Origin of the sequence: Leisingera sp. S232, from assembly GCF_049800895.1 — a bacterium.
In the GTDB taxonomy this organism is placed as follows: domain Bacteria; phylum Pseudomonadota; class Alphaproteobacteria; order Rhodobacterales; family Rhodobacteraceae; genus Leisingera.
This window is the reverse complement of record NZ_JBNAFX010000003.1, coordinates 22,969-49,009: the sequence shown is the minus strand read 5'-3', so window position 1 is coordinate 49,009 and position 26,041 is coordinate 22,969. Positions and strand designations below refer to the sequence as shown.

The 26,041-nt window shown below is 60.5% G+C and carries 22 protein-coding genes; 6 read left to right on the top strand and 16 right to left on the bottom strand.

The features are described 5' to 3' along the window. Window positions 1-65 precede the first annotated feature (65 nt). The 4 genes from recG to ACP151_RS03085 all read right to left on the bottom strand — a co-directional run bounded on the left by recG (window position 66) and on the right by ACP151_RS03085 (window position 5,697). A complete protein-coding gene (gene recG, locus ACP151_RS03100) occupies window positions 66-2,156 on the bottom strand; it encodes an ATP-dependent DNA helicase RecG (protein ID WP_424977392.1) in 2,091 nt (696 codons plus the stop codon). Next, window positions 2,153-4,396 carry an NAD-dependent DNA ligase LigA gene (ligA, locus tag ACP151_RS03095; protein ID WP_424977391.1) on the bottom strand — a complete coding sequence of 748 codons (2,244 nt, stop codon included), beginning with the start codon at window positions 4,394-4,396 and terminating at the stop codon, window positions 2,153-2,155. The genes recG and ligA overlap by 4 nt, the downstream gene beginning before the upstream one ends. A 176-nt stretch (window positions 4,397-4,572) precedes the next feature. Beyond that, window positions 4,573-5,292, bottom strand: a complete 720-nt coding sequence (ctrA, locus tag ACP151_RS03090) for a response regulator transcription factor CtrA (protein WP_019296170.1) — start codon at window positions 5,290-5,292, stop codon at window positions 4,573-4,575. 117 nt (window positions 5,293-5,409) lie between these two features. Continuing rightward, window positions 5,410-5,697, bottom strand: coding sequence for a DUF1153 domain-containing protein (locus ACP151_RS03085; RefSeq protein ID WP_424977389.1), 288 nt, complete (start codon window positions 5,695-5,697; stop codon window positions 5,410-5,412). Window positions 5,698-5,845: 148 nt separating this feature from the next. On the opposite strand from ACP151_RS03085, the gene mnmA reads away from it, so the two are divergent. Continuing rightward, on the top strand, window positions 5,846-6,991 hold the full coding sequence (gene mnmA / locus ACP151_RS03080; protein ID WP_424977388.1) for a tRNA 2-thiouridine(34) synthase MnmA: 1,146 nt from the start codon (window positions 5,846-5,848) through the stop codon (window positions 6,989-6,991). A 271-nt stretch (window positions 6,992-7,262) separates the two neighbouring features. On the opposite strand, the gene lpxB is transcribed toward mnmA, so the two are convergent. From lpxB to pyrH, 12 genes are all read right to left on the bottom strand, one after another. Further along, the gene (gene lpxB / locus ACP151_RS03075) at window positions 7,263-8,429 is read right to left on the bottom strand and encodes a lipid-A-disaccharide synthase (RefSeq protein ID WP_424977386.1); all 1,167 of its coding nucleotides are present in this window, start codon (window positions 8,427-8,429) and stop codon (window positions 7,263-7,265) included. Beyond that, window positions 8,426-9,214, bottom strand: coding sequence for an LpxI family protein (locus tag ACP151_RS03070; protein WP_424977385.1), 789 nt, complete (start codon window positions 9,212-9,214; stop codon window positions 8,426-8,428). Before ACP151_RS03070 ends, lpxB begins: the two co-directional genes overlap by 4 nt. Before the next feature lie 4 nt (window positions 9,215-9,218). Next, the gene (lpxA, locus tag ACP151_RS03065) at window positions 9,219-10,004 is read right to left on the bottom strand and encodes an acyl-ACP--UDP-N-acetylglucosamine O-acyltransferase (protein ID WP_424977384.1); all 786 of its coding nucleotides are present in this window, start codon (window positions 10,002-10,004) and stop codon (window positions 9,219-9,221) included. A gap of 1 nt (window position 10,005) precedes the next feature. Beyond that, complete coding sequence (gene fabZ / locus ACP151_RS03060; RefSeq protein ID WP_424977382.1) at window positions 10,006-10,476, bottom strand: 3-hydroxyacyl-ACP dehydratase FabZ; 471 nt, start codon at window positions 10,474-10,476, stop codon at window positions 10,006-10,008. Between the two features lie 75 nt (window positions 10,477-10,551). Beyond that, on the bottom strand, window positions 10,552-11,106 hold the full coding sequence (locus ACP151_RS03055; RefSeq protein ID WP_424977596.1) for an OmpH family outer membrane protein: 555 nt from the start codon (window positions 11,104-11,106) through the stop codon (window positions 10,552-10,554). Window positions 11,107-11,161: 55 nt separating this feature from the next. After that, window positions 11,162-13,555 carry an outer membrane protein assembly factor BamA gene (gene bamA / locus ACP151_RS03050; protein WP_424977381.1) on the bottom strand — a complete coding sequence of 798 codons (2,394 nt, stop codon included), beginning with the start codon at window positions 13,553-13,555 and terminating at the stop codon, window positions 11,162-11,164. A 402-nt stretch (window positions 13,556-13,957) separates the two neighbouring features. After that, window positions 13,958-15,307: an RIP metalloprotease RseP gene (gene rseP / locus ACP151_RS03045; RefSeq protein ID WP_424977380.1), complete on the bottom strand. Its 1,350-nt coding sequence runs from the start codon at window positions 15,305-15,307 to the stop codon at window positions 13,958-13,960. A 4-nt stretch (window positions 15,308-15,311) separates the two neighbouring features. Then, window positions 15,312-16,484, bottom strand: coding sequence for a 1-deoxy-D-xylulose-5-phosphate reductoisomerase (dxr, locus tag ACP151_RS03040; RefSeq protein WP_424977379.1), 1,173 nt, complete (start codon window positions 16,482-16,484; stop codon window positions 15,312-15,314). A gap of 16 nt (window positions 16,485-16,500) precedes the next feature. Next, a complete protein-coding gene (locus ACP151_RS03035) occupies window positions 16,501-17,277 on the bottom strand; it encodes a phosphatidate cytidylyltransferase (protein WP_424977378.1) in 777 nt (258 codons plus the stop codon). Then, entirely contained in the window at window positions 17,274-18,032 is a 759-nt protein-coding gene (locus tag ACP151_RS03030) for an isoprenyl transferase (protein ID WP_424977377.1), read from the bottom strand. The genes ACP151_RS03035 and ACP151_RS03030 overlap by 4 nt, the downstream gene beginning before the upstream one ends. An 8-nt stretch (window positions 18,033-18,040) precedes the next feature. Continuing rightward, window positions 18,041-18,604, bottom strand: a complete 564-nt coding sequence (frr, locus tag ACP151_RS03025) for a ribosome recycling factor (protein ID WP_424977376.1) — start codon at window positions 18,602-18,604, stop codon at window positions 18,041-18,043. 257 nt (window positions 18,605-18,861) lie between these two features. Further along, the gene (gene pyrH, locus ACP151_RS03020) at window positions 18,862-19,611 is read right to left on the bottom strand and encodes a UMP kinase (protein ID WP_424977375.1); all 750 of its coding nucleotides are present in this window, start codon (window positions 19,609-19,611) and stop codon (window positions 18,862-18,864) included. A gap of 113 nt (window positions 19,612-19,724) precedes the next feature. On the opposite strand from pyrH, the gene miaA reads away from it, so the two are divergent. The 5 genes from miaA to ACP151_RS02995 all read left to right on the top strand — a co-directional run bounded on the left by miaA (window position 19,725) and on the right by ACP151_RS02995 (window position 25,946). Further along, a complete protein-coding gene (miaA, locus tag ACP151_RS03015) occupies window positions 19,725-20,600 on the top strand; it encodes a tRNA (adenosine(37)-N6)-dimethylallyltransferase MiaA (protein ID WP_424977374.1) in 876 nt (291 codons plus the stop codon). A 129-nt stretch (window positions 20,601-20,729) separates the two neighbouring features. After that, entirely contained in the window at window positions 20,730-21,608 is an 879-nt protein-coding gene (locus ACP151_RS03010; RefSeq protein WP_424977373.1) for an AraC family transcriptional regulator, read from the top strand. A gap of 252 nt (window positions 21,609-21,860) precedes the next feature. Next, window positions 21,861-23,531: an ABC transporter substrate-binding protein gene (locus ACP151_RS03005; RefSeq protein WP_424977372.1), complete on the top strand. Its 1,671-nt coding sequence runs from the start codon at window positions 21,861-21,863 to the stop codon at window positions 23,529-23,531. A 138-nt stretch (window positions 23,532-23,669) separates the two neighbouring features. Beyond that, entirely contained in the window at window positions 23,670-24,716 is a 1,047-nt protein-coding gene (locus tag ACP151_RS03000; protein ID WP_424977371.1) for an ABC transporter permease, read from the top strand. Window positions 24,717-24,731: 15 nt separating this feature from the next. Continuing rightward, the gene (locus tag ACP151_RS02995) at window positions 24,732-25,946 is read left to right on the top strand and encodes an ABC transporter permease (protein ID WP_424977370.1); all 1,215 of its coding nucleotides are present in this window, start codon (window positions 24,732-24,734) and stop codon (window positions 25,944-25,946) included. Window positions 25,947-26,041 lie beyond the last annotated feature (95 nt).

The window sequence follows — 26,041 nt, the reverse complement described above, 5'->3', positions numbered from 1 at the left end:
GAACTTTTTGAGAACATTTGCGAACATATCGGAACTCGGCATGCGAACACGCCGGAAAAAGCGCCTTAACCCACTGAAATCAAACGAATCGCCTGATCCTGTTTCATAAGCCACAGAAGAACCCGCGCCGCCTTGCCGCGGGCGCTTTCCAGCCTTGGGTCGGCTGCCAGCAGCGCCCGCGCATCGCTTTGCGCCACTGCCATCAGCCCGGCCTGGCGTTCCAGATCGGCAATCTGGAACCGTGGCAGGCCGGATTGTGCCGTGCCGATCATATCGCCAGCGCCACGCATCTGCAGATCGGTCTCGGAAATGCGGAACCCGTCCTCGGTCTCCCGCAGCACCTCCAGCCGCTTGCGCCCGCCCTCTGTCAGCGGCGGCTGGTACATCAAAAGACAGGTCGATTCGGCACTGCCCCGCCCGACCCGGCCGCGCAGCTGGTGCAATTGGGCCAGACCGAAAATCTCGGCCCGCTCAATCACCATGATCGAGGCATTGGGCACGTTGACCCCAACTTCAATCACTGTGGTGGCGACCAGAACCTTGGTCCTGCCTTCGACAAAAGCCGCCATGGCCGCGTCTTTCTCGGCAGGCGGCATCTGACCGTGCACAAGTCCAACGACTCCGTCGCCAAGGATGGCCCGCAAGTGCTTGAAACGCTCCTCTGATGCAGTCAGGTCGCTGAGTTCGGATTCGTCCACCAACGGGCAGACCCAATAGCACTGCCGCCCTTCCGCAATCGCTCTGCGCAGATGGTCCACCACCTCCTGCATCCGCTCGGTGCTGATGATGGCGGTCTTGACCGGCTTGCGCCCCGGCGGCTTCTCATCCAGCACGGACACATCCATATCACCGTATTGCGCCAAAGCCAGCGAGCGCGGAATCGGCGTCGCAGTCATTACCAGCACATCAGCACCCTTGCCTTTTTCGGCCAGCTCCTTGCGCTGGCGCACACCAAAGCGGTGCTGTTCGTCGACAACAGCCAGCCGCAGGTCGCGGAACTCTACGTCCTGCTGGAACACCGCATGGGTGCCGACCAGAATGTGGATGTCGCCGCGCTTCAATGCCGCCAGTTTGGCCTTGCGCTCAGCGCCCTTGTCGCGGCCTGTCAGGATCTCGATCACGACGCCTGCATCTTCGGCCAGCGGCGCAAGCCCCTCCATATGCTGCTGCGCCAGAATGCCGGTCGGGGCCATCATCACCCCCTGGCCGCCTGCTTCAACGGCAACCAGCAAGGCCATGAAAGCAACCAGAGTTTTCCCTGCGCCAACATCGCCCTGCAGCAGACGGTTCATGCGTTTCTCCGCAGCCATATCGGCTGAGATTTCCTCGATCGCCCGCGCCTGCGCGCCTGTCGGCCGATACGGCAGCGCCTGCAGAACACGGGACTGCAAGCGACCGGTGGCCGCACTTTGAATGCCACGGGTCTTGCGCTCTGTTTGCCGAGCCAAGGCCAAAGTCAGCTGATGGGCAAACAGCTCATCATAGGCCAGCCGCGCCCGCGCCGCGGCCTCAGGCGCAAGATCGTCAGCCCCCTGCGGCTCATGTGCTGCGGCAATCGCATGATGCCACCCCGGCCAGTTCTGCTTCAACGCCTGCGCCGGATCGATCCACTCTGCCAGCTCGGGCACTCTTTCCAATGCGCTTTGCGCCGCCTTGAACATGGTTTTCTGCGTCACCCCATGGGTGAGACGGTACACCGGTTCAAAAGAGGGGATGCTGTCCGCCTCTGCCAAGGGCAGCATATGGTCGGGATGCACCATGTTGGCCACGCCATCGAACAGTTCCACCTTGCCGGAAACCACCCGGCGGGAGCCTTCTGGAAGCTGCGCTTCCAGATAGCGGCTGCGGCCGTGGAAGAAGACAAGCTGAAACTCGGTTTCAGCATCCTCGACATGTATGCGGTAGGCACCGCCGCGGTTGCGCGCCGGACGGTGGCGGCCGATGGTCACCTCAACCGTCAATGTCGCAGGCAGTTCGGCGCCCAAAATAGACGCGCGCCGCCGCCGGTCCACCAGCGAATAAGGCAGTGAAAACAAAAGATCACGCGGCGTTTCCAAGTCAATCTGGGCAAAATTCTGCGCCGTCTTCGGGCCGACACCCTGCAGGGTCTCGACACCGGCAAACAGTGGAAACAGGATCTCCGGACGCCCGCTCATGCCTCTGCGATCATCTCCAGCCAGCCATCTTCATCTAGCGTTTGAATACCCAGCTCCGCCGCCTTCTTGGCCTTGGAACCCGCCCCCGGACCAGCCACCAGGATGTCCGTCTTTTTGGAGACTGAGCCTGAAACCTTGGCCCCGAGCGCCTCAGCCCGTGCCTTGGCCTCAGCCCGGGTCATTTTCTCCAGCGTGCCTGTAAAGACCACGGTTTTTCCAGCCACCGGACTGTCCGCGGCAGGCGCATCGGGCGGCATGATGTTCAGTTTTGCCACCAGACGGTCAAAGGCCGCGCGTTCCTCTGGGTTGGCAAAGGCATCAGACAGGGACAATCCCAGAACGGCACCGATCCCGTCCACACCGATGAGGTCCGCCCAGGCTGCGGAAGCCGCCGACGGCACCTCGCAGGCCACCACGGCTGCGGCACGGGTTTCCGAGATTTTCGCACGACGGCTTTCATAAGCAGCCAGCTGGCGCTCGGCCTCTTCCGCCTCATCCGCGGCCCGATGGGCCAGCGCGGCAGGGCGGGCTGTGTCGATCGCCTCTGCCATCGCCTGCCAGTCCCGGTAATGCACGGCCAGATCGCGACCTGCCACCTCGCCCGCATGCCGAATGCCCAGAGCAAAAATCAGCTTGGCCAGCGGGATGGTGCGCTTTTCCTCAATGGCTGCAAACAGATTCTCAGCAGATTTCTCTCCCCAGCCTTCCCGGTTTTTCAACTGCTGCAGGCCAGATCCGAAATTTTCTTGCAAATCAAATATATCCGCAGGCTCCTTGATCCAGGAATCGCTGTGGAACTGCTCAACCTGCTTGGCGCCCAGCCCTTCGATATCAAAGGCTGCACGGGACACGAAATGCTTTAGTTTCTCCACTGCCTGGGCTGGGCAGATGATACCGCCAGAGCAGCGGCGCACCGCGTCGCCTTCTTCCCGTTCCGCCGGGCTGCCGCATTCCGGGCAGATATGCGGGAACTGGTAAAGGGCCGCGCCGTCCGGGCGTTTGGACAGGTCCACGTCAGCCACTTTGGGGATCACGTCGCCGGCCCGGTAGATCTGAACCCAGTCGCCGATGCGAATGTCCTTGCCGCTTCGGATTTCTGCGCCTTTGGAATCGCGGCCCTGGATGTAATCCTCGTTGTGCAGCGTGGCATTTGACACGACCACACCGCCAACAGTTACCGGCGCAAGCCGCGCCACCGGGCTTAAGGCACCGGTGCGGCCAACCTGGATGTCGATGGCCTCCAGCCGGGTCCAGGCCAGTTCGGCGGGAAATTTATGCGCTATCGCCCAGCGGGGTGTGGTGGACCGGAACCCCAGACGCCCCTGCAGCGCCAGATCGTTTACCTTGTAAACCACGCCGTCAATGTCATAGCCCAGCGTCGCGCGCTGTTCCTCAATACTGCGGTAATGGCTGATCATCTCGCCGGTGTCGGCACAGAGCCGGGTCAGCGGATTGGTCTGAAAACCCAAGGAATTCAGCCTGGCAATTGCCTCCAACTGTGTCTCTGCCAGCGGTGCGCTCAACTCCCCCCAGCTGTAGGCGAAAAATCGTAAAGGCCGGGCGCGGGTAATCTCCGCGTCCAGTTGCCGCAAAGACCCCGCCGCCGCATTTCGCGGATTGGCAAAGGGCTTGCCACCGGCTTCAGCATGACGGGCGTTCAATGCTTCAAAGTCTTGGTGGCTCATGTAAACTTCGCCGCGCACCTCCAGAACATCCGGCGCACCAGTGATCTGATGCGGAATATCTGCAATGGTCATCGCATTTGCAGTCACATTTTCCCCCACACTGCCGTCACCGCGCGTGGCCGCCTGGATGAGCATGCCGTTTTCATACCGCAAGGACAGGGACAGCCCGTCGATCTTGGGTTCGGCGGTGAATGCCAGCGCATCCGCCGGATCCAGACCAAGATATTTGCGGATACTGCGGTTAAAATCTGCAACGTCATCATCTTCAAACGCATTGCCCAGCGACAGCATCCGCACCGAATGGCTGATCTTGCCAAACCCAGAAGCCGCAGGCGCCCCGACTGCATCCAGTTGAGTGGCGGTTTCTGCAAATTCTGGAAAGGCGGCAGCCAAAGCCCGGTGCCGCCGCTTCAGCGAATCGTACTCCGCATCGCTGATTTCCGGCGCGTCAGCCTGGTGATAGGCCAGATCCGCCGCACGCAACTGGTCTTCCAGTTTCAGGAATTCTGCCTTGGCGTCCTCTGCGGTCAGGCCGGCCACATCCTTTTCTTTCATTCCTGCCACCTGCGGTCCCTCTTCGTTCTCCTCTCCGGTGATAAGGTGCCGCGCGCGCCGCGTCCAGCGCATCTGACAGTCAGTTTTCTGTGGGCCCCAAAACAAAAAGACCCGCCTTGAGGCAGGTCTTTGCAACCGGTGGCGCATATTCACGCGCCACCCGGGTTTTCCCGACTTCAGGCGCCAACAGCCATCCGCTGTCCGCCGGACATGTGGTCCTCCTGTGGATCACGCAGCACATAGCCGCGGCCCCAGACGGTTTCGATATAATTTTCACCATCCGTTGCGTTGCTGAGTTTCTTACGCAACTTACAGATGAAGACATCGATAATCTTCAGTTCCGGTTCATCCATGCCACCATAAAGATGGTTCAGGAACATCTCCTTGGTCAGCGTGGTGCCCTTGCGCAGCGACAAAAGCTCCAGCATCTGGTATTCCTTGCCGGTCAGATGCACGGCTTTGCCACCCGCCTCCACGGTCTTGGCGTCCAGATTGACCGCGATCTTGCCGGTCTTGATGATCGACTGCGAGTGGCCCTTGGAGCGGCGGATAATCGCATGGATCCGCGCCACCAGTTCCTCACGGTGGAATGGCTTGGTCAGATAGTCATCCGCACCAAATCCGAAGCCCTTGATTTTATTGTCGGTATCGTCGGCACCGGACAGGATCAGAATGGGCGTTTCGATACGGGACATGCGCAGTTGGCGCAGCACCTCGTGGCCGTTCATATCCGGCAGCCCCAGATCCAGGAGGATCAGATCGTAATCATAGAGTTTGGCCAGATCGATCCCTTCTTCCCCCAAATCCGTCGTATAAACGTTCAGGTTGGCATGGGTCAGCATCAGTTCGATGCTCTTGGCCGTGGTCGGATCATCCTCAACCAGCAAAATGCGCATATTTTTTTCTCCGCCTGTACACTGTTTCCCTCAGGTCGCGTTAACCTTGGTGGAAAAAAGTTAATGCCTCGTTACCATGATGGTTAAATTACAATTTCAACTCAAGGAAGGTTTGAATTATTTTGCGTCCGGATCACGGAATTTCTTGAGCTGTGTGGTTTTCAAGGCCTCTTCACCATGGTCGGCAACCGCGGCAACCCAGCTGCGGAACTCTTCTTCACTCAGACCGTAGCGGCGCATCGCCTCTTTCTGAGGCAGCAGCCCATAGAGCACGCCGCGCACCACCGCCGCCTTGCGCGATGCCACCCAGCGTTTGGTGGTTTCCGGCGGCAAATCAGCCCGGGTCATAATGGTGCCATCCGGCAGGGTAACTGCCCGCGGCCCGTCGACTTTCTTCAAAAACATCTTTCTTCCCTCTGAAGATCTTGTTCGTTGGGTCTGACGCCAGAATTTCCGAACAGGCTTAACGCCGCATGAACCACGCCCCTTGAGAGTCCTTAGGATTTTCATATATTCTGCGGCGCCTGCCCCCTTTGCCTTTAGGAGCTGCCCCATGGCGCTGGACCAAGATCTGGAACTCAATTCGCTTGGCTTTGCCAAACCACCCTCCGAGACCCGGGTGGTCGTGGCCATGTCCGGCGGCGTCGACAGCTCTGTTGTTGCTGCATATTTGGCCGATCAGGGCTATGACGTAGTCGGCGTGACACTGCAGCTTTATGATCACGGCGCCGCTTTGGCAAAGAAAGGCGCCTGCTGCGCAGGCATCGATATCCACGATGCGCGGCGCGTGGCCGAGGAACGCGGCTTCCCGCATTACGTCCTGGATTATGAGAACATTTTTAAGGATGCGGTGATTGACGAGTTCGCTGACAGCTATCTGGCGGGCGCAACCCCGGTGCCCTGCATCCGCTGCAACGAACGGGTGAAATTCAAGGACCTGCTGGAAACCGCCAAGGATCTGGAGGCCGACTGCATGGCCACCGGCCATTACATCCAGCGCAAAACAGGGGAGCACGGCCCGGAACTGCATTCCGCAGAGGATGCCAACCGCGACCAGAGCTACTTCCTGTTCTCCACCACCCCGGAGCAGCTGGACTACCTGCGCTTCCCGCTGGGCCACCTGCCGTCCAAGGACGCCACCCGCGAGATGGCGGCCCAATACGGCCTCGCCGTGGCGGATAAGCCCGACAGCCAGGACATCTGCTTTGTTCCGGACGGCAATTATGCCGCGGTCATCGAGAAACTGCGCCCGGGCGCCGCAGAACCCGGCGAGATCGTGCATTCCGACGGCCGGGTGCTGGGCAGCCATGAGGGCGTCATCCATTATACCATCGGCCAGCGCCGCGGTCTTGGCATCGGTGGCCTTTCTGAACCGCTCTATGTGGTGAAACTGGACGTGGACAAGAAACAGGTCGTCGTCGGCCCCAAAGAATTGCTGGCCACCCGCACCATCCCGGTGCGCGAGATCAACTGGCTGGGCGATGACCCCTTTACCAGCCGCAAAGAATGGCACCTGAAGGTGAAAGTCCGCTCGACCCGCCCCCCGCGCGACGCGATCATCCGTCCGCTGACGGCCACCACTGCCGAAGTGGAACTGCTGACACCGGAGGAAGGTATCTCTCCCGGTCAGGCCTGCGTGTTCTACGCGCCTGAGGGCAGCCGCATCTTCGGCGGCGGCTGGATCTGGCGCGGATACTGAGGCGCAGAACATCTGCCACAGCGGGTCTAGGGAGGCGCAGCCTCCGCGCGGCACGCGCGGCTTGCCCTTGACGCGGAGCACCAATTCATACTTGAAAAAGCGCCGAAGGGCAGACCTGCCCTTCGGCGCTTCTCAGCAGAATACATTCCCCCGGATCATCTGATCCTGACCCTCATGTTCTGCGCAGCCGGTGCGACAGGCTCCGCGCGGGTGCGCAGCGCCCGCGCCACCGAAATCGCGCAGCAAAAGCCTGGCTTGTGCTGCGCCCCTGTTACGTCTGGGGCAGCCGCTCCAGAACCGCTCGGGCAGCCCGCAATCCGGGTGCTTCGCCGCCAAGCCCCAGACGATCCATGGTCAATGCCATCGCCTCATGCTGGGCCCTTGGCGCAGCGGCCAAATTCTTCAGTTCAGCCGCGATCTTCGCAGGTGTGCAGTCCGGCCCCAGGCATTCCGGCACCACCCGGGTATCACTCACCAGGTTGACCAGCGTGACCGTGTCGATCAGCGCCATGCGCTTCATGATCTGCCAGGTCAGCCATTGGAACCTATAGGCAATCACCATCGGCGTGGCAGAGGCCGCCAGTTCCAGCGACACGGTGCCAGAGGCTGCCAAGGCAAGATCCGCCGTGGCAAAGGCCGCCCGCTTATGGGCCTTGGCAAGCGGAGGATCAAACCGGTTCGGGTCCAGCAGAACAGTGGCCTCTGGCCAATCCTGCATAGCGTCCCGCACCGCATCCGCAACTGGTGCTGCCGCGGGAACGGCAATCCGGTAATCCGGGTGGGACCGGCAAAACTGTTGCAGCGCCGCACCGAAAACCGGCGCCAGGCGCGCAACTTCCGAACGGCGCGAGCCGGGCAAAGCCAACACAAAAGGCGCATCGCCCAGCTGGAATTCGGCCCGAAAGGCTGCAATCTCTGCTTCCGACGCCTGAGGTTCGGCCACGACCGGATGACCAACAAAGTCACAGTCCATGCCTGCGGCTTCCATAAGGGGCGGCTCAAACGGCAGCAGTGCCAGGACATGGTCAATAACTTGCGCCATCTTGCCTGCCCGTTTAGGACGCCAGGCCCAGACGGAAGGCGCCACATAATGCACCGTGCGGATGTTGCTGTGTTCCTTCACCTGCCGTGCCACGCGCAAGGAAAAGTCCGGGCTGTCGATGGTGATCAGCACATCGGGCCTGGTCTCCAGCACCGCCGCAGAAGTTTCCCGAATCCGCCGCTTCAGGTGCCGGTACTTGGGCAGCACTTCGGCCAGCCCCATCACCGACAGCTCATCCATGGGAAAGCGGGACACCAGCCCCTGCTCCGCCATCAGCGCGCCGCCAATACCGTCGAACTGCACCCCGGGTGCCAGCTGTTTCAGCCCCGCCATCAAAGCTCCGCCCAGCCGGTCGCCCGAAGGCTCGCCGGCCAGAATGAAGACCCTAAGGCTCATGCCTCGCGCAGCCAGAGAAACAGACCCAGCCGGTCACAGGCCGCTATCACCGCATCCTGATCCAGCACGATGACGCCGCCGGCCTCCAGCACGATGCCGGACAGGCCCGCCGCAGCAGTGGCCTCAACCGTATCAACACCAATCGCCGGCAGATCAGCCCGGCGGTCCTGCGCCGGTTTCGGCGCCTTGAACAACAAGCCTCCCTGCCCGTCCGGGCGCTGCTGCAGCGAGGCCAGCATCCAGTCGGTGCCAAAGAGGTTCTCGACCGCAATCGCCTGCTGTTTGCGCACGGCGCAGGACTGGCCGATGTCAGCCACAGACATCGCTGCAACAATTTCCGCACCGCGATCCGCATCTGCCTTGTCCAGCTCACCCGGCTGAACCCTGGTCGGCACACCCTCTGCCATCAGCAGGCCTGGTGCCACGTCATGGGCGGCGCGGACAGCAAAACCGGCCTGTTCAATAATTCCCATAACCGCCCGCAATGCGCCGTCATCGCCGGCCGCCAAGGCGGTTTGCAGCACCGGCACCAATGGCATGGTGGCCGCATCAATAGCCGAAGGATCGATCTGCGGGCGGCGCACTGCACCCGCCAGGCAAATCTCGGTGACCTCTGCGGCTTTCAGCCGCTCCAGAAAGCTGCCAAGCTGTTCAAGGCGAAAGGTGATCTCGGGATCGACCATATCCGGTTCAGCGCCTGCCATCGCGCAGATCAACGGACGGCCCGGCGCATGCGCGGCCACTTCAGCCGGCAGCGCGCCGGTTCCTGCAATCACTGCCAGCATCGCATCAACCTCCGGGCGTCAGGAAGGAACGGTCGCTGCCACCGGTGATAAAGGCGACAATCCGTTGAACATATTCGCTATCGGTCTCATCCCCCAGCCGCTTGGCCCGTTCCTGGAACGTGCCTTCGCCCTGGGCCAGCATCTGAAACGCTGCCCGCAGTGCAGTGATGTCGCTGCGGGCCACCCCGCGCCGCTTGAGCCCCACAAGGTTCAAGCCATCCAGCTCACCGCGCTGCGCCTGCACCAGACCATAGGGAATCACATCATTGGTCACCATCGTGACGGCACCGATGATGGCCCCCTTGCCAATCCGCACCCATTGATGAATGCCGGAAAGGCCGCCGATGATCACGTCATCCTCCAGCACGCAATGGCCCGCCACCGCTGCCGAGTTCACCACGATCACCCGATCGCCGACCTGCGCGTCATGGGCAATGTGACAGCCCGCCATGAACAACCCATCATCACCGATGCGGGTCACCCCGCCGCCGCCTTCGGTACCGGCATTCACCGTCACATGCTCGCGGATGCGGTTGCGCTTGCCGATCACGGTCTTGCATTTCTCGCCCTTGAACTTCAGATCCTGCGGGATCTCGCCCAGCACGGCAAAAGGGAACACCACAGTTTCGTCGCCGATCTCAGTATCGCCGGTGACAACCACATGGGACTTCAGAACAACACCGTCCCCCAGCACTGTCTCGGCGCCTACCACGCAGAAAGGACCGATCTCGCAGTCCTTTCCAAGCTTGGCCCCGTCTTCGATCACAGCACTGGGGTGGATGTTGCTCATGTCAGCCAGCCTCGCTTTGACGGTCAACCATGGCAGTGAATTCAGCCTCGGCAGCCACTTCCCCGTCCACGGTCGCGCGCCCCAGGAATTTGAAGATCTTGCCGCCCGGCTTGCCGCGCAGGGTTTCCACATGCATCTCCAGCACATCGCCCGGCACCACCTTGCGGCGGAATTTGCACTTGTCGATGCTCATGAAATAGATCAGCAGATCACTGTCGATCATATCAATACCGACGCCCAGCATGACGCCTGCGGTTTGCGCCATTGCCTCGACAATGGTAACGCCGGGCATGATCGGAGTACCGGGGAAATGGCCCTGGAAATGCGGTTCGTTCATGGTGACATTCTTGATACCGCGAGAGGACTTGTAGCCGTCGATATCGACCACCTTGTCGACCAGCAGGAACGGATAACGGTGCGGCAGGATCCGCTGGATCAGTTGAATGTCAGCGCTTTGCAGCTCAGTGGTCATGCTTGGGTTCCCATTTGCGTCAAGAATACTGCGCTGTCCCTAGCAAGTGGACAGCCTTTGGGCAAGCGCGCGCCCTCAGCGCTCGCTCTCCTCATCTGTGGCACCATCGCCCAGAACGGCGTCGATCCGGGCAATCGCCAAAGAGGTAATATCCGCCGCTTCGGCACTTAGAAAGACAGAGGAGTGGTCAAGGATTGCCCCGGCTCCGGCTTCACGCATGATTTGCTGCAGCACCGGCAAAGACGTCTTGAGGAACGCGTGCCGGGCATCCTCTCCCATTTGGGTGATCTCGCGCAGCTTCTGGTCCTGACGGCGGCGGGTCTCCTGCACTTTCTGATCAAAAGCATCGGCCAGAGCCCGGAAAGCATCTGGTTCCATCGCGCTGCGCCGCTCGGTCAGATCCAGCTCTTCGCTGCGCAGCTCCGCCTCGATCCGGCGGTTCTCCGCAGTCAGAACCGCGCCTTCGGCCTCGATTTCGCGTTCCACCCGCCGACCAAAGGCGCTTTCAGAGAACAGCCGTTCCGGCTGCACCGTAAGAATGCCGCTCTGCGGCAGCCCCAGCTGAAGTTCAGCCCCGCCGTTTAATGCGGCTTCCTGTGCGCGCGCCCAGACAGTGGCTCCAAAAGACAACGCCAGCGAAAGCCCCAGCGTTGCCCAAATACGGAGCGCCCACTGCCGCACCAGATCAGAACCTCGCCTGCAAGGTCAGGTCAAAGCTCTGTTCCTCGTCAAAGTCCTCTTTCTGGAGAGCCTTGGAGAAATTGAACCGAAGCGGGCCGAAGCCGGTGGTCCAAAGCAGAGAGACGCCAACGACATGGCGGAACGATCTTTCATTGCCGACAATTCTATCTGTCGCCAAAGTATCCACGTTCTGCAGCCCCCAAAGTCCGCCGACATCATAGAATATGCCGCCACGCATACCCAGTTCTTCTGGCAGGCCAAGCGGGAACTCCGCATCAAACCGCGCAACTGCGTAATAGTTGCCGCCAAGGAAGTCGTTATAATTGCCTCCGGCAGGGTTGCCCGACCCTTGATCCCGCGGCCCGATACCGCCCGGTTCGAACCCGCGCAGAACGGTTGGTGTCAGAATAAATCGGTCGATTGACCGGCTGTTTCCACTGCCTTGCCATTGGAACGCACCAGCCTCAAAAGTCGCGCGGATGGTGACCTCTTCGTTCCAAATCTGTTTCTGGGCAACGACTTTCGTGATTGCTTTGATATACTCGGAGTCGCCTCCCAGACCGGCATAGTCAGCACCGACTTCGACCAGGAAACCAGCGGTCGGGTCAAGCCCGGTCAGCCGGCTGTCATAGCGATAGGTAAAGCCAATAGCACTGGCCGACTGTTCGCCCTGCGCGATTTCGCTGCGCACCACTGGACCAGCCAGATTCTGATTGATGTCGTCATCGTCAAACAGCATCTCATCCGCATCCCAAGTATAGCGGATCTGCAGCGATGTATCTTCGCCGGTGTCAAACGTCAGCGCCGGCTGGAAAAAGACCCGCTTGGTCCGATACTCCGAGAAGCTTGAGTCGGTTTCATTCAGGCCCAAGTCCAGATCGAACCGCAGCTTGCGGCCCAGCAGATAGGGTTCGGTAAAGCCCAGCACATAGGAATCAGACTCTGTCGCCGTTGCGATGTTCAGCGACAGGCGCTGGCCGCGACCCAGGAAGTTGTTTTCCGTCAAGCCGATGCTGAGGCCGAAACCGTCGGTCACCGAGTAGGCACCGCCCAGGTTCAGCGAGCCAGTTGGCTGTTCTGCGACATCCACATCGACAATCACCTGGTCAGAAGAACTGCCCTCGCGGGTTTCCACATCCGCGTTGGCAAAGAACCCCAGGGCGCGGATGCGCTCTGCGCTGTTGCGGATCGAGCGAGGATTGAAGGGATCACCTTCCACAGACTGGAACTGCTGGCGGACAACTCGGTCCAGTGTGGTGGTGTTGCCTTCGATATCGATGCGTTCGACAAAAATGCGCGGGCCGCGCGTCAGAACAAATTCGATATCCAAGGTCAGATCGCGGTCATTTCTGGTGACCCGCGGTTCCACCCGAAGAAAGTCGATCTCACTGCGGACGGCCAGCCCTTCCATCCGGTCGATTGCATTTTCGACCAGAGTCGGCGTGTAGGTAACACCCGGCTTGATTTTCAGCGTGGACGCGAACTCATCGGCATCGGCCTCCGGCATTTCGCTGGTGACCGTGATATTGCCGAACTTGAACTGCTGGCCTTCGGTCACATCGACCACCAGGAACACCGCGTCGCGTTCCTCAGTCACTTCCGCATTGCTGCTGTTCACCCGGAAATCGACATAGCCGCGCGACAGATAGAAATCACGCAGCACCTGCTTGTCGAACTCCAGCCTGTCCTCGATCAGCGTATCAGAACGGATGAAGCCGCGCAGCAGGCCGGCCTGCTTGGTTTCCAGCACCCGGCGCAGACGGCGATCCGAGTAAACCCGGTTGCCGGTGAACGACACCCGCTCCACTTCCACCGTGTCGCCTTCGGAAATCTCAAAGACCAGATCGACGCGGTTGTTGTTGCGACGGATGATCCGCGGCGTAACACGCGAGGCCAAGCGCCCCTGGATACTATAGGCTTCGGCGATTGCCGCTGCATCGCGTTCGGCCTGGGTCGGGTTGAACACCCGGCGCGGCGCAGATTCGACAATCTGGTCCAGCGCGTCGTCCTTGAGCCGGCGATTGCCCTCAAAGCTGATTTGGTTGATGGTCGGAAATTCCGTGACTTTGATCACCAGAGTGTTGCCACGCGGCACGATTTCCACTGTTTCAAATACGCCACTGTCAAGAATGCGCTGATAGGCGTCATTCAGCTCACCGGCGCTGACCGACTGGCCACGTTCGATACCCGTGTAGGCAACAACAGTGGATGTCTGGATGCGCTGGTTGCCCTCAACCTGCACAGAATTGAAGCGATAGCTTTGCGCTTCGGCAGACATCGGCACAAGCGCGTAACCCAGTGCAACTGCCAGAGAAATGGCAGAAACTTTCCGGTACAAGATGTTGATGCCCGACTTGCGCTCGACACAGGACTTGCCTGTGATTTTCCCCCAAACCATTTTTCAGAACCCGATTTTTATAGCAGCTTTGCGACGTGCGTACCGGGTTTGAATGCGGTTGTCAAAACCAACTAATGCTCGGTCAGAGGGCAAATTGCGCAGCTGGCCGTTGCGCTGCTTTCGGGAATCACGAGCATGGCAAGCCACCCGGCCGCCCCAAGCGCACCCAGAATAAGAAATATAGTCAGCGCCCGGTCCCAATTCAGTTGAACGAGCAGGCCAAATCCACGGCATGAACGTGAGAGTGTGTGCATCCGAAATCCCCAGGTCTCCATCCGCAGACCACGCGCATGATGCGCAACGCCTGCAGGTTGAGGAAAAGTTAACAGGGAAATATGTCAGCACTTGGGCGGCACTATGGCCGCCCTTTGTCAGTGGCTTTGCCGGTCGTTCTCAGCAGACTCAGCAGAACAGGTCATTGCCAAGAGCAAACACCATCAACGACAGAACCACGGCAATGCCCAAAGTCATCAGCACCCTAACCGCCCGGTCGCTGGGCGGACGGCCTGCCACAGCCTCATAGGCATAAAACATCAGATGGCCGCCATCCAGCGCAGGCACGGGAAACAGGTTCAGCAGGCCGACAGCAGTTGACAGAACCGCAATGAATCGAATGAAGCTCTCCGCCCCTTGGCTGGCCATCGCACCAGAGGTCTCGGCGATACCGATCGGGCCCGACAGGTTGCAGGTGCTGATAGCGCCGGTGATCATGTGCTTCAAGCCGGACAGCGACGTCTCCACCACGGCCCAGACCTGGTAACTGCCTGCGGCAAGTGCCTCGCCGAAACCCACAGCTTCGGTCGCCGGTTCAAACGCCAGCCCGCCAACAATGCCGATCCGCCACCGGGTGGCAAAACCGCCGTCCGGCTGCGGTTCATCTGTGCGCCGTGGCGCCAGCGCCATTTCGACGTTTTCACCGTTACGCCAGACATCCAGCACCAGAACTTTGCCGTCCGCGGCCTCAACCAGGTCCTTCAGCTGTTCAAAGGACACCAGCGGGGTGCCGTCAACTGCAACAATCACGTCTTCCGGCTGCAGTCCGGCATCAGCCGCCGCGCTGCGCGGCACCACCGCATGCACATGGGGCGGGTACAAAAACGGCCCGTCGACCATAATTTCTTGGCCTTTGCGGCGCACAGCATAAGCCATCGGCTGTTGCTGCGGCAGCGCCTGGCGGAACGCCTCCCATGCGTCGCCGTCTTCATAGTTCGGCACCGGCACACCGCCAGCAGTGATCAGCTCATCCCCCTGCTGCAGACCGTTTTCCAGCCCGGGCACAGGCGCCAGCGCACCAATGGTCAGAGGTTCACGCATGTTGCCCTGCAACAGGACAGCTGCGGTGAAAATGATCGCCGACATGACAAAATTGAACACCGGTCCCGCTACAACCGTCGCGGCTCTTGCCCACAAGGGCGCGCCATGCATGGTCCGGCGCAGGGCTGCGGGGTCTGCCGCGACAGCTTCCATCGCCTGCGCGTCCTTGCCAGACGCCGCATCGGCGTCGCCGAGGAATTTCACAAAGCCACCAAAAGGCAGCGCCGCCACCTGCCAACGGGTGCCGTGCTTGTCCACCCGGCTCCACAACACAGGACCAAAGCCCAGCGAGAACACCTCGGCATGAATGCCGGACCAGCGCCCGACGATGTAATGGCCGTACTCATGCACCGCCACGATCACCGACAGGGCGACGATAAAGCTTGCGATGGTGTACAGAAAACCGCTGAACTGCGGAATAAATGAAAGTACGTCCAAAATCTTACCCTATGCGTTCTTGCGCGGCACGCGCCGCCTCTTGACGGGCGACATGGTCAACCCGGGTCACGTTATCAAGTATCATTGCGGCATCAATGAGGTCACATGTCGCCTCGATCCGCTCCAGCACCGCCGCTGTTACTTCAGCCATATCGGTGAACCGGATGCGGCCTGCAATGAATTCGTCCAGCGCCTGCTCCTTGGCGGCATTAAAGGCCGCCCCCATCAGACCGCCCCGCTCCATCACCTCATAGGCCTGGCGCAGCGCCGGATAGCGGGCCGGATCCGCGGCGCGGAAATTCAGCTGGCCAATCCGCGCGAGGTCAAGCCGTTCCACCGGCAAATCCCGACGCTGGGGCCAGTGCAGCGCGTAGCCGATGGCATGGCGCATATCCGCCGCGCCCAGATGCGCCATCAACGCACCATCATTGAAACCGACCAGCGCGTGAACCAGGGATTCGGGGTGCACCAGCACCTCGATCTGATCCGGGCGCACCCCAAAGTATTCCCGCGTTTCAATAACTTCCAGCGCCTTGTTGAACATCGATGCGCTGTCGATGGTAATCCGCTGGCCCATGTTCCAATTGGGATGCGACGAGGCCTGGGCCAGGCTGGCTTGGGGCAGATCCTCCAGCGGCCAGTCCCGAAAGGCGCCACCGGACGCGGTGATGACAATCCGCTCGACTGCTGCGATATCCTCGCCCACCAGCCCCTGAAACACCGCAGAATGTTCACTGTCCACCGGCAGCAGCTGCGCGCCGTGTTTTTCTGCGGTTCCAAGCAGCAGCTGTCCTGCACAGACCAGCGATTCCTTGTTGGCAAGCGCCAGCGTGGTGCCGTGCTTCAGGGCTTCCAGGCCAGGCGCCAGGCCGGCAGCGCCCACAATGGCCGACATGATCCAATCTGCAGGACGCGCAGCAGCCTCCACCAGCGCGGCCTGCCCTGCTGCGGCTTCAACACCAGTGCCGGCCAGCGCCGCGCGCAGATCCGGCAACCGCTCCTCATAGGCCGTCACCGCAACATCGGCCCGCAGCTCGATGGCGTCTTCGGCAAGCCGCGCAATATTGGCGCCACCGGTCAACGCCACCACCTCATAACCGGCCGGCGCGCGGCGGATCAGGTCGATGGTATTCTGGCCAATCGAGCCCGTGGCGCCAAAAATCGAGACTTTCCGCATAGTTTTCCCTGTCCGGTTATCCCCAGAGCACGGCCACGGCCAGGAACATCGCCGCAGCCCCCAGCATCCCGTCGAACCGGTCAAACAGGCCGCCATGGCCGGGAATCAGCCCGCTGGAATCCTTGACACCCATTTTCCGCTTCAATGCGCTCTCGGCCACGTCGCCAGCCTGGCTGGCCATCGACAAGATCACCGACAAGGCCACAATGCCAAAACCCGGCTCGATCTGCTCGGCAAACACCGCCCCGGCAATAGCGGCGGCAATCCAGCCGGACGCAGTGCCGCTCCAGGTTTTCTTGGGGCTGACGCGGGGCCAGAATTTGGGTCCGCCGATGGCCTTACCCGCAAAATACCCGGCGACATCCGTCACCACGACGACACAGATCAGCCACAGCATCCAGGCCATGCCCATCTGACCACGCAGCCAGATGAAGCCAAAGCCCGCCAGCAGCACCCACAGGGCAAAGCCGATGAAATACTGCCGCCGTTCGCGGATCTGCCCAAACCCGGCGGCCACAGGCGCAGCCAGCACCGGCAAAACCCAAAGCGCAGGCAGGAACGACGCCAGCAGAACCGCTGCGGCAGAGATGGCGCCAAGCTGCAGGGCGGTGCCGCTACGTGCCGGCATCAGCATCCGCACCAGTTCCCAAATCATGCCACCGCAGCACAATGCAATCAGGACATTAAAAACAAGCCCGCCGGCCCAAACGGCATAGCCACCCGCGGCGATCATCACCACAGCCGACAAGGCTCGCGGCAGCAGGTCCGCCCAGCGGCCCTTGGCGCTACTCATGTCTTGACCGCCCCGAACCGCCGCTCACGGCGTCCGAAACTGCTGCACAGCCGTTCCATTTCCTCAGCCGAGAAATCAGGCCACAGCGTGTCGATGAACTCATATTCGGCGTAGGCGGACTGCCACAAAAGGAAATTCGAAATCCGCGCCTCACCGCTGGTACGGATCACCAGATCCGGGTCCGGCAGCACATGGGTATCAAGATATCGCGGCAGAGTTTCCTCATCGATATCCTCAGGATTCAGCCGCCCATCGGCCACATCCCGCGCCAGCCGCTTGGTTGCCCGCGCCACTTCGTCCCGGCCGCCATAGTTCAGCGCAATGGTCAGCTGGGTACCGCAGTTGCCCTCGGTCTTGCGTTCCAGCTTGTCCATCAGGCTGATCAGCTTGGCGTCCAGCCGAACCCGGTCTCCGATAAATCGCACCCGGACACTCTTCTCTGCCAAAGCATTCATTTCCTTGGAGATATATCGGCGAAACAGGCTCATCAGACCGGCAACTTCAGTCTGTGTGCGTTTCCAATTCTCGGTCGAGAATGCAAAAATGGTCAGATAATCCACGCCCAGACCAGGGCAGCACTCGACAACTTCACGTACCCGACGTGCGCCGGCATGGTGGCCGAACAGCCGCGGCCGCCCGCGGGCTTGCGCCCAGCGGCCATTGCCATCCATGATGATCGCCACATGGCGCGGGCCGGAACGGGCTGCCGGATCTTCTCCGGCAGCACTCACTTGCGGGTTAGGGTCAGCTGGCATACCGCCCGTCAGACCTGCATGATTTCGGCTTGCTTGGTCTCAAGCGCCTCGTCCACATGCTTGATCATCTGATCCGTCAGCTCCTGCACTTCGGCTTCCCAGAACTTCTGGTCATCCTCGGACATGCCGTCGGCCTTGGCTTTCTTGATCTGATCCATACCGTCGCGGCGCACGTTGCGGATCGCAACCCGGCCGTGCTCGGCATACTGGCCGGCAACTTTGGTCAGCTCGCGGCGCCGTTCTTCGTTCAGCTCCGGAATCGGCAGCATGATGATCGTGCCGTTAAGCTGCGGATTGATGCCAAGGCCGGATTCACGGATCGCCTTTTCCACCTTGCCCACCAGGGACTTATCCCAGACATTGATGGTGACCATGCGCGGTTCCGGCACGTTCACGGTGCCGACCTGGTTGATCGGCGTCATCGAGCCATAGGCGTCAACCATCACCGGCTCCAGCATCGAGCCCGAGGCCCGGCCGGTCCGCAGGGACGCAAATTCGGTGCGCAGGTTGGCCATCGCGCCTTCCATGCGGCGTTTCAGATCATCGGTATCCAGTTCAAAATCATCAGACATGCTGCTCTCTCCCCTTATCTGAGGCGGTCTTCTTTGGCTCATAAGCCATTGGAAGGCTGATGTATAGCGATGTTGCGGAGGATTCGCCGCTGTCAGGGCAGTCCGCCCCCCGGCCGCGTCCCAGGTGATACAAGTTTCAGCCTGCCAACCGCCAAATTCGCAGCCCCCCACTGCCCTGCGGCACGGAGGGGCTGGTCAGGACTTGCAAAAACCACGGATCATGGGCGATCCGCAGTTTCATGCAATCTGTCGGTCGCTCAGCCGTGCACCTTGGTATAGGTGCCCTTGCCGGCCAGAATTCCCCGGAAACCGCCCGGTTCATCCAGCGGGAACACGATCAGCGGCAGATTGTTGTCCCGCGCCAACGCAATGGCCGACGCATCCATCACCTTCAGGCGTTTGGCAAAGACCTCATCATAGCTGATCTCGTCATAGCGCACCGCATCGTCATGCAGGGCCGGGTCTTTGTCATAGACGCCATCCACCCCGTTCTTGCCCATAAAGATCGCCTCGCAGGCCATCTCGTTGGCGCGCAGTGTCGCTGCAGTGTCAGTTGTGAAATAGGGGTTGCCGGTACCGGCCGCGAATATGCATACCCGTTTCTTCTCCAGGTGGCGCACAGCGCGGCGGCGGATGTAGGGTTCAGCCACCTCATCCATGCGGATCGCCGAAATCACCCGGGTGAAGACGCCAATTCCCTCCAGTGCCGATTGCATCGCCAGCGCGTTCATCACCGTGGCCATCATACCCATGTAGTCAGCGGTGGTGCGTTCCATCCCCTGCGCCGAGCCGGACAGCCCGCGAAAGATGTTGCCGCCGCCGATCACCATGCAGATCTCGACACCCATTTCCTGCACCGATTGCACTTCTTTCGCGATACGCTGCACGGTCGGCGGATGCAGGCCGAACCCCTGATCGCCCATCAGTGCCTCGCCCGAAATTTTCAGCATGACGCGTTTATAGGCGGCGGCCGGATGCAGCTCCGGCTTGTCTTGCGGTTGAGGCATGTTGCGCTCCAGAAGATGTGAGGGTTAGTTTGCGCGCAAAATGGAGTAATTCGCTGCCGGTTTCAATCCACGCAGCGCGGTTTGCGGACAGTTTTCCGGAACCGGACATAAAGATGGACCGCACCCGGATGAACTTGCCTGACATTGACCCGGACCTTCCCGTTCTGATCGCAGGGCCGACCGCCTCTGGCAAATCGGCCTTGGCGCTGGATATTGCCGCACGCCAGGGCGGTGTCATCGTCAACGCCGATGCCAGTCAGGTCTATGATTGCTGGCGGGTGATCACCGCCCGCCCCTCGGCAGAGGAAGAGGCCCAGGCCCCGCATGCGCTGTACGGACATGTACCGCATGACGCGGAGTATTCTGCCGGTCATTGGCTGCGCGAGGTGCTGTCGCTGCTGAAAGGCCCCGACCGGGTTATCATCGTGGGGGGTACCGGGCTATACTTCACGGCTCTGACCGAAGGTATGGCCGATATCCCGGCGACACCGGCGGCGGTGCGGGCTGAAGGCGACGCATTGTCTTTAGAAGCCCTGCGGGCAGAGCTGGACACAGAGACTGCCCGCCGCATCGATCTGCAAAACCGCGCCCGGGTGCAGCGCGCCTGGGAAGTGCTTAAAGCAACTGGGCGCCCGCTGGCCAGCTGGCAGGACGGCACCCCGCCCCCGGCGCTGCCACTGCAGGGCTGCACGGCCATGGTCCTGAATTCTGAAAAGGACTGGCTGGAGACCCGCATCCGCAAACGTTTTGGCCTGATGCTGGAACAAGGCGCCATGGCAGAGATCGAAGCCATGCGCGACCGTTTTGACGCCGCACTGCCCTCCTGCAAAGCCATTGGCGTGCCGGAACTGATGGGCTACGCCCAAGGCCGTCTGACGCTTGAAGAGGCCAAAGAGCGCGCCGCCGTTGCCACCCGGCAGTTTGCCAAACGCCAGCGCAGCTGGTTCCGCGCCCGGATGAAAGACTGGCACCAAGTTTCGCTGGCCTGAGCAGAAGGCGTCGGCCTCAGCCTGACAATTTTTAGACATTTTGCGCTTTTCCAAGCGGAAACTTGCCAGAATCAGTGATCTGTGACCTGTTTCAGCCACCGACACTGGTTCCTCTGCCCAATTGTGCTGATGCCGTTTGATTCAGAAACGCCCAAAGAGTTCCACACTGCACCGCTGGTCAGGCTGACTTCAGACGGCAGCTGGCAGACGTGTCTGGCGCACAGCCGGAGCCACCATTTGCTGATCTGGATCACCCGCGGCCAGGGGCGCCTTTTGCTGAATGGAATGCAGCGCGGCTTTGGCCTGCACAGTGTGATCTTCATCCCTGCCGGCGCTTTGTGGGCTGCGGATTTCAACCGTCAATGCCTGGGCCAGGTGCTGTTTATGTCCGGCCCCCTGCTGTCGCCATTCCCGGATGCGCCGGTTCACAAGCGGTTCGCGAGCCTGCAGGAGCAAACGGGCCTGGCCGGACATTTTGAGGCCATAAGCCGCGAGCAGGACGCACAGCAGCCGCATTGGACCCGTGCTGTCCAGGCGCGTTGCGAACTGGCTGCCGTCGCCCTGCACCGCCATCCGGACAACACCGGCAAACAATCCACTGGCAAACACTCCGCAGCACAACGGCTGAGCCGGGCCTATTGCCAGCGCATCGCCTGCCCCCAAGCAGGGCATCACAGCATGGCCGCGCACGCCGCAGCCCTGAACGTGACGCCGACACATCTGACCCGAGTCTGCAAATCCGTCACCGGCAAAACCGCGGCTGCCCTGCTGACAGAACGCCAGCTGCATGCAGCGCGGTCTTTGCTGATAAAATCCGAATTGCCAATTCGCGACATCGCCTCACGGCTGGGCTTCGGCAGTGCCGCCTATTTCACCCGTTTCATCGCGCAGCACACCGGCCAGACCCCAAGCGGGTTACGTGATTCTGCTCAAAACAGGATGCAACAGCCTGAAGCTTCACAGAATTCCGGAAATCGGACCAATCAGGCCGCCATTTTCGGGCTATAACAGTCCGAATACTGGGCAGTATTGAACAGTATGCAGCTGCATGCCGGCCGGATTCAAAAAAGCGACCCCAAAAATGTCGTATTTTTACGCGGAAACGACGAAACTGTGCATTGACGAAACGTGCTATCTCTGCCCGAATGAGGGCATGGGGAAACTATAATCCAAAACTCGAACCAAAATCGCCTGGCCACCGCCGGGCCAATATCCGTTTCGACAAACAAAACCGAACGGTACGACAGGGAGACCTACTAAATGACAAAAGACACCATCAACGGAGCCCCGGTACATTGGGCCGTCAAGATGCATGCCAAAGAAGTCCTGGAAGGCAAGCTCGACCGCCGCGAATTCATGTCCCGTGCAACAGCACTGGGTGCGACCTCTGTCGCAGCCTATGGCCTGATCGGCATGGCAGCCCCGGTGCAGGCGGCTGAAGACGCGCAGCAGGGCGGCACTCTGCGCATGCAGATGGAAGTGCGCGCGCTGAAGGATCCGCGCACCTATGACTGGACCCAGATCTCCACATTCACAGCCGGTTGGCTGGAATATCTGGTCGAATACAACAGCGACGGTTCGTTTGAGCCGATGCTGCTGGAAAGCTGGGAAGTCAACGACGACGCAACCGAATACACCCTGCATGTCCGCAAGGGCGTAAAGTGGAACAACGGCGACGACTTCACTGCCGAAGATGTGGCACGTAACATCACCGGCTGGTGTGACAAGGGCCTCGAAGGCAACTCGATGGCCGGCCGCATGGCGTCCCTCATCGATGCGGATACCGGCCAGGCAGCCGACGGTGCGATCACCGTTGCCGACAGCCACACCGTTGTTCTGAAAACGCAGACACCGGATATCACCATCATTCCGGGCATGGCCGACTACCCGGCAGCCATCACCCACGCCAGCCATAGCGGCGACACCATGCTGGATAACCCGATCGGCACCGGCTACATGCTGCCGGAATCCATGGATGTCGGCGTCAAGGCTGTCCTGGTGCGCAACGAAGGCCACGAGTGGTGGGGCACCGCCGCAGGCAAGGGCGGCTATCTGGACCGCATCGAGTTCATCGACTACGGCACCGACCCGGCAGCCTTCCTGGCGGCCTATGAAGCCGAAGAAATCGACATGAACTGGGAATCGGTTGGCGAATATGTCGATATCTTTGACAGCATCGGCCTGACCCGTTCGGAAATTCCGTCCGGCTTCACCATCGTGATCCGCCCCAACCAGCTGGCAGAGGTCAACGGCGAAAAGCCCTATGCGGACAAGCGCGTCCGCCAGGCGATTTCGATGGCCGTGGACAACAATGTCTGCCTTGAGCTGGGCATGTCGGGTTACGGCCTGCCGGCGGACAACTGCCATGTCGGCCCGATGCACCCCGAGTACGACCCCTCGGTGACCCGCCTCCCCTTCGACCCGGCCAAAGCCAAGGCGCTGATGGAAGAAGCAGGCATGATCGATTACGAGCACGAACTGCTCTCCATCGACGATGACTGGCGCCGCAACACCACCGATGCGGTCGCAGCCCAGCTGCGCGATGCAGGCATCAAGGTAAAACGGACCATCCTGCCGGGCTCCACCTTCTGGAATGACTGGGCGAAATATCCGTTCAGCTCGACCAACTGGAACCACCGCCCGCTGGGCACCCAGGTTCTGGCGCTGGCCTACCGCTCCGGCGAAGCCTGGAACGAATCCGGCTTTGCCAATGAAGAGTTCGACAGCCTGCTCGCCGAAGCAAACTCGATCGCCGACGCAGACAAGCGCCGCGAAGTGATGGGCAAGCTGCAGGCGATCATGATCGACGAAGGCGTGACCATCCAGCCCTACTGGCGGACCGCAATGCGCCACCACACCGACGGCGTCGTCGGCGTGGACAAGCATATTGCCGACCTGCCTCAGATCTACAAATGGGCCATCAAAGCCTGATCCGGCCCGCGGGTCGCGCTGCCAAGCGCGGCCCTCAGCTTCTGGACGCAAGAAAACGCTGACAAGCCCGGCAGGCCGCAAATAGCGGCCTGCCAACTGGCCTAACACAAGGCGTACAGCCACCAACGGGGGCATTCCATGGGACTGTTCATCCTCAGACGCGTCGGAGTCATGATCCTGACAGCGCTCTGCCTGACGTTCGTCGTGTTCTTTATGACGAACCTCTATCCAAACCTCGAAAAACTCGCCAAGACCCAGGGCAACTTCAGAATGTCCGACGAAGCGGTCGCCAGCTGGCTTGAAAAAGGCGGCTATCTGCAATCCACGCCAAAGAAATACCTCGAGTGGGTCGGCCTGGCGCCGTCCTATCAGCACGTGGATGAAGAGGGCAATGTGACGGGCCGGTGCATCCTGCCCGGAAGCGATCCTGCTGAAGCGCCAAGCTTCTGCGGCATTCTGCAGGGCTACTGGGGATATTCGAGCGTTTTCAAGGATGAGGTCAGTTCAATTATTGCAACTCGGCTCGGCTTGACCGGATTCCTGATGTTCTGCGTGATGATGATCATGGTGCCTGCGGCCCTCATACTCGGCGTGCTTGCGGGTATGCGCGAAGGCTCGGTTATGGACCGCTCGCTGTCCACCGTTGCCATCACCACCACGGCCACCCCTGAATATGTCTCCGGCGTTATCTTTATCGCGGTCTTTTCTTCGTCTGCCATTGGCCTGAAATGGTTCAAGGGCACCGCAACCAGTGCGATGGAAAACCCGACCTTTGAAAACTTCACCCTGCCGGTGATCACAATCGTTCTCTACGGCATGGGCTACATCGCCCGGATGACCCGCGCCTCCATGACCGAAGTCATGACCGCACAATACATCCGTACCGCCCGCCTGAAGGGCGTGAGCTTCCCGAACATCGTGATGAAACACGCCCTGCGCAATGCGCTGATCGCCCCCTTCACGGTGATCATGCTGCAGTTCCCATGGCTGTTGAACGGCGTTGTCATCGTGGAGACCCTGTTCAACTACAAAGGCTTTGGCTGGACCCTGGTTCAAGCCGCAGGCAACAATGACATCGAGCTGCTTCTTGGCGTCTCCGTCGTCTCCGTTCTGGTGGTTCTCATCACGCAGCTGATTTCCGATATCGGCTATGTGTATCTGAACCCGCGGATCCGGATCTCCTAAGGAAGGCAGCAAAATATGGAACCTCTTAGCGCAATTGAAATCACCGGGCGGATCCTCTATCAGCTTGCTCCGGTCTGGGTTTCGCTTCTGATCCTGTTCATCTTTTCGATGTCCTTCAAACGCCGGCTTGGCCTTTACGGCAAGCTGTTTGACAGTCCCATCGGAATGATCGGCTTTGGCATGGTGATGTTCTGGGTGTTCACCGGCATCTACGGGGCGATGGACATGATCGTCACCCATGATCCGCTGAACCAGATCTCCGGCATGAAAAACAAGGCCCCCGGCACCGCGATCCGCGGCGCCGAAGAAGGCACCTACCAATGGTATCTACTGGGCGGTGACAACCTGGCCCGCGATGTGTTCAGCCGTCTGATCAAAGGCGCCTGGGTTGTCGTACAGATCGCCCCGCTGGCCACGATCTTTGCCTTCATGGTTGGCATCACCCTGGGTCTGCCCGCAGGCTACTATGGTGGCAAGCTGGATACGTTCATTTCCTTCCTCGCCAACCTGATCCTGGCCTTCCCTGTAATCCTGCTGTTCTACCTGCTGGTCACGCCGGAAATCGTAGCAACCGGTGTTCCGAACTACATGGCCATCGTGCTGTTCATGTTCCCGATCATCTTTATCACGGTGCTGCTGAACTCGCGCTATTACACTCGCCCCAAGCTGCGCAACCCGCTGCTGGCAGGTGTGCTGGTGCTGGCGATCTGGCTCTACCTGCAGCTGGTCTCCAACTCAGGTTATCTGGTCAACACTGCAGATTTCGCAATTTGGGGCCTGCCCCAGGTGCTTGACTTCTTTGACATCCCCGGCGGTATTCTGGTGGTCTTTGTGTCGGTGGTCTTTGTCAATTCGCCCACGGTGTTCCGTATCGTGCGCGGCCTGACGCTGGACATCAAAACCCGCGACTATGTGGCTGCGGCCCAGACCCGCGGCGAAGGCCCCTGGTACATCATGCTGTGGGAAATCCTGCCCAACGCACGCGGGCCGCTGATCGTCGATTTCTGCCTGCGTATCGGCTACACCACGATCCTCTTGGGGACGCTGGGTTTCTTTGGCCTCGGCCTGCCGCCGGAAAGCCCGGACTGGGGCTCGACCATCAATGACGGCCGCAAGCTCTTGTCGGTCTATCTGCACCCGGCTATGGCGCCTGCCTTTGCCCTGCTGACGCTGGTTCTTGGCCTGAACCTGCTGGCAGACGGTCTGCGCGAAGAGAGCCTGAAAGACTGATCCGAACCGGTGGGACCGGGGGCCAGCCCCCGGACCCCCGGGATATTTGGAGCCAGAAGAAAGGGATGAATTCCCTTCCAGCTCCAACAGGGAGA

Coding starts and splice junctions, on each gene's coding strand:
- recG (WP_424977392.1), bottom strand. CDS start 2,156: ATGAGCGGGCGTCCGGAGATCCTGTTTCCACTGTTTGCCGGTGTCGAG.
- ligA (WP_424977391.1), bottom strand. CDS start 4,396: ATGAAAGAAAAGGATGTGGCCGGCCTGACCGCAGAGGACGCCAAGGCA.
- ctrA (WP_019296170.1), bottom strand. CDS start 5,292: ATGCGCATTTTGCTGGTTGAGGATGATCCGACCACGGCCAAGAGCATC.
- ACP151_RS03085 (WP_424977389.1), bottom strand. CDS start 5,697: ATGTTTTTGAAGAAAGTCGACGGGCCGCGGGCAGTTACCCTGCCGGAT.
- mnmA (WP_424977388.1), top strand. CDS start 5,846: ATGGCGCTGGACCAAGATCTGGAACTCAATTCGCTTGGCTTTGCCAAA.
- lpxB (WP_424977386.1), bottom strand. CDS start 8,429: ATGAGCCTTAGGGTCTTCATTCTGGCCGGCGAGCCTTCGGGCGACCGG.
- ACP151_RS03070 (WP_424977385.1), bottom strand. CDS start 9,214: ATGCTGGCAGTGATTGCAGGAACCGGCGCGCTGCCGGCTGAAGTGGCC.
- lpxA (WP_424977384.1), bottom strand. CDS start 10,004: ATGAGCAACATCCACCCCAGTGCTGTGATCGAAGACGGGGCCAAGCTT.
- fabZ (WP_424977382.1), bottom strand. CDS start 10,476: ATGACCACTGAGCTGCAAAGCGCTGACATTCAACTGATCCAGCGGATC.
- bamA (WP_424977381.1), bottom strand. CDS start 13,555: ATGGTTTGGGGGAAAATCACAGGCAAGTCCTGTGTCGAGCGCAAGTCG.
- dxr (WP_424977379.1), bottom strand. CDS start 16,484: ATGCGGAAAGTCTCGATTTTTGGCGCCACGGGCTCGATTGGCCAGAAT.
- ACP151_RS03035 (WP_424977378.1), bottom strand. CDS start 17,277: ATGAGTAGCGCCAAGGGCCGCTGGGCGGACCTGCTGCCGCGAGCCTTG.
- ACP151_RS03030 (WP_424977377.1), bottom strand. CDS start 18,032: ATGCCAGCTGACCCTAACCCGCAAGTGAGTGCTGCCGGAGAAGATCCG.
- frr (WP_424977376.1), bottom strand. CDS start 18,604: ATGTCTGATGATTTTGAACTGGATACCGATGATCTGAAACGCCGCATG.
- pyrH (WP_424977375.1), bottom strand. CDS start 19,611: ATGCCTCAACCGCAAGACAAGCCGGAGCTGCATCCGGCCGCCGCCTAT.
- miaA (WP_424977374.1), top strand. CDS start 19,725: ATGGACCGCACCCGGATGAACTTGCCTGACATTGACCCGGACCTTCCC.
- ACP151_RS03010 (WP_424977373.1), top strand. CDS start 20,730: ATGCCGTTTGATTCAGAAACGCCCAAAGAGTTCCACACTGCACCGCTG.
- ACP151_RS03005 (WP_424977372.1), top strand. CDS start 21,861: ATGACAAAAGACACCATCAACGGAGCCCCGGTACATTGGGCCGTCAAG.
- ACP151_RS03000 (WP_424977371.1), top strand. CDS start 23,670: ATGGGACTGTTCATCCTCAGACGCGTCGGAGTCATGATCCTGACAGCG.
- ACP151_RS02995 (WP_424977370.1), top strand. CDS start 24,732: ATGGAACCTCTTAGCGCAATTGAAATCACCGGGCGGATCCTCTATCAG.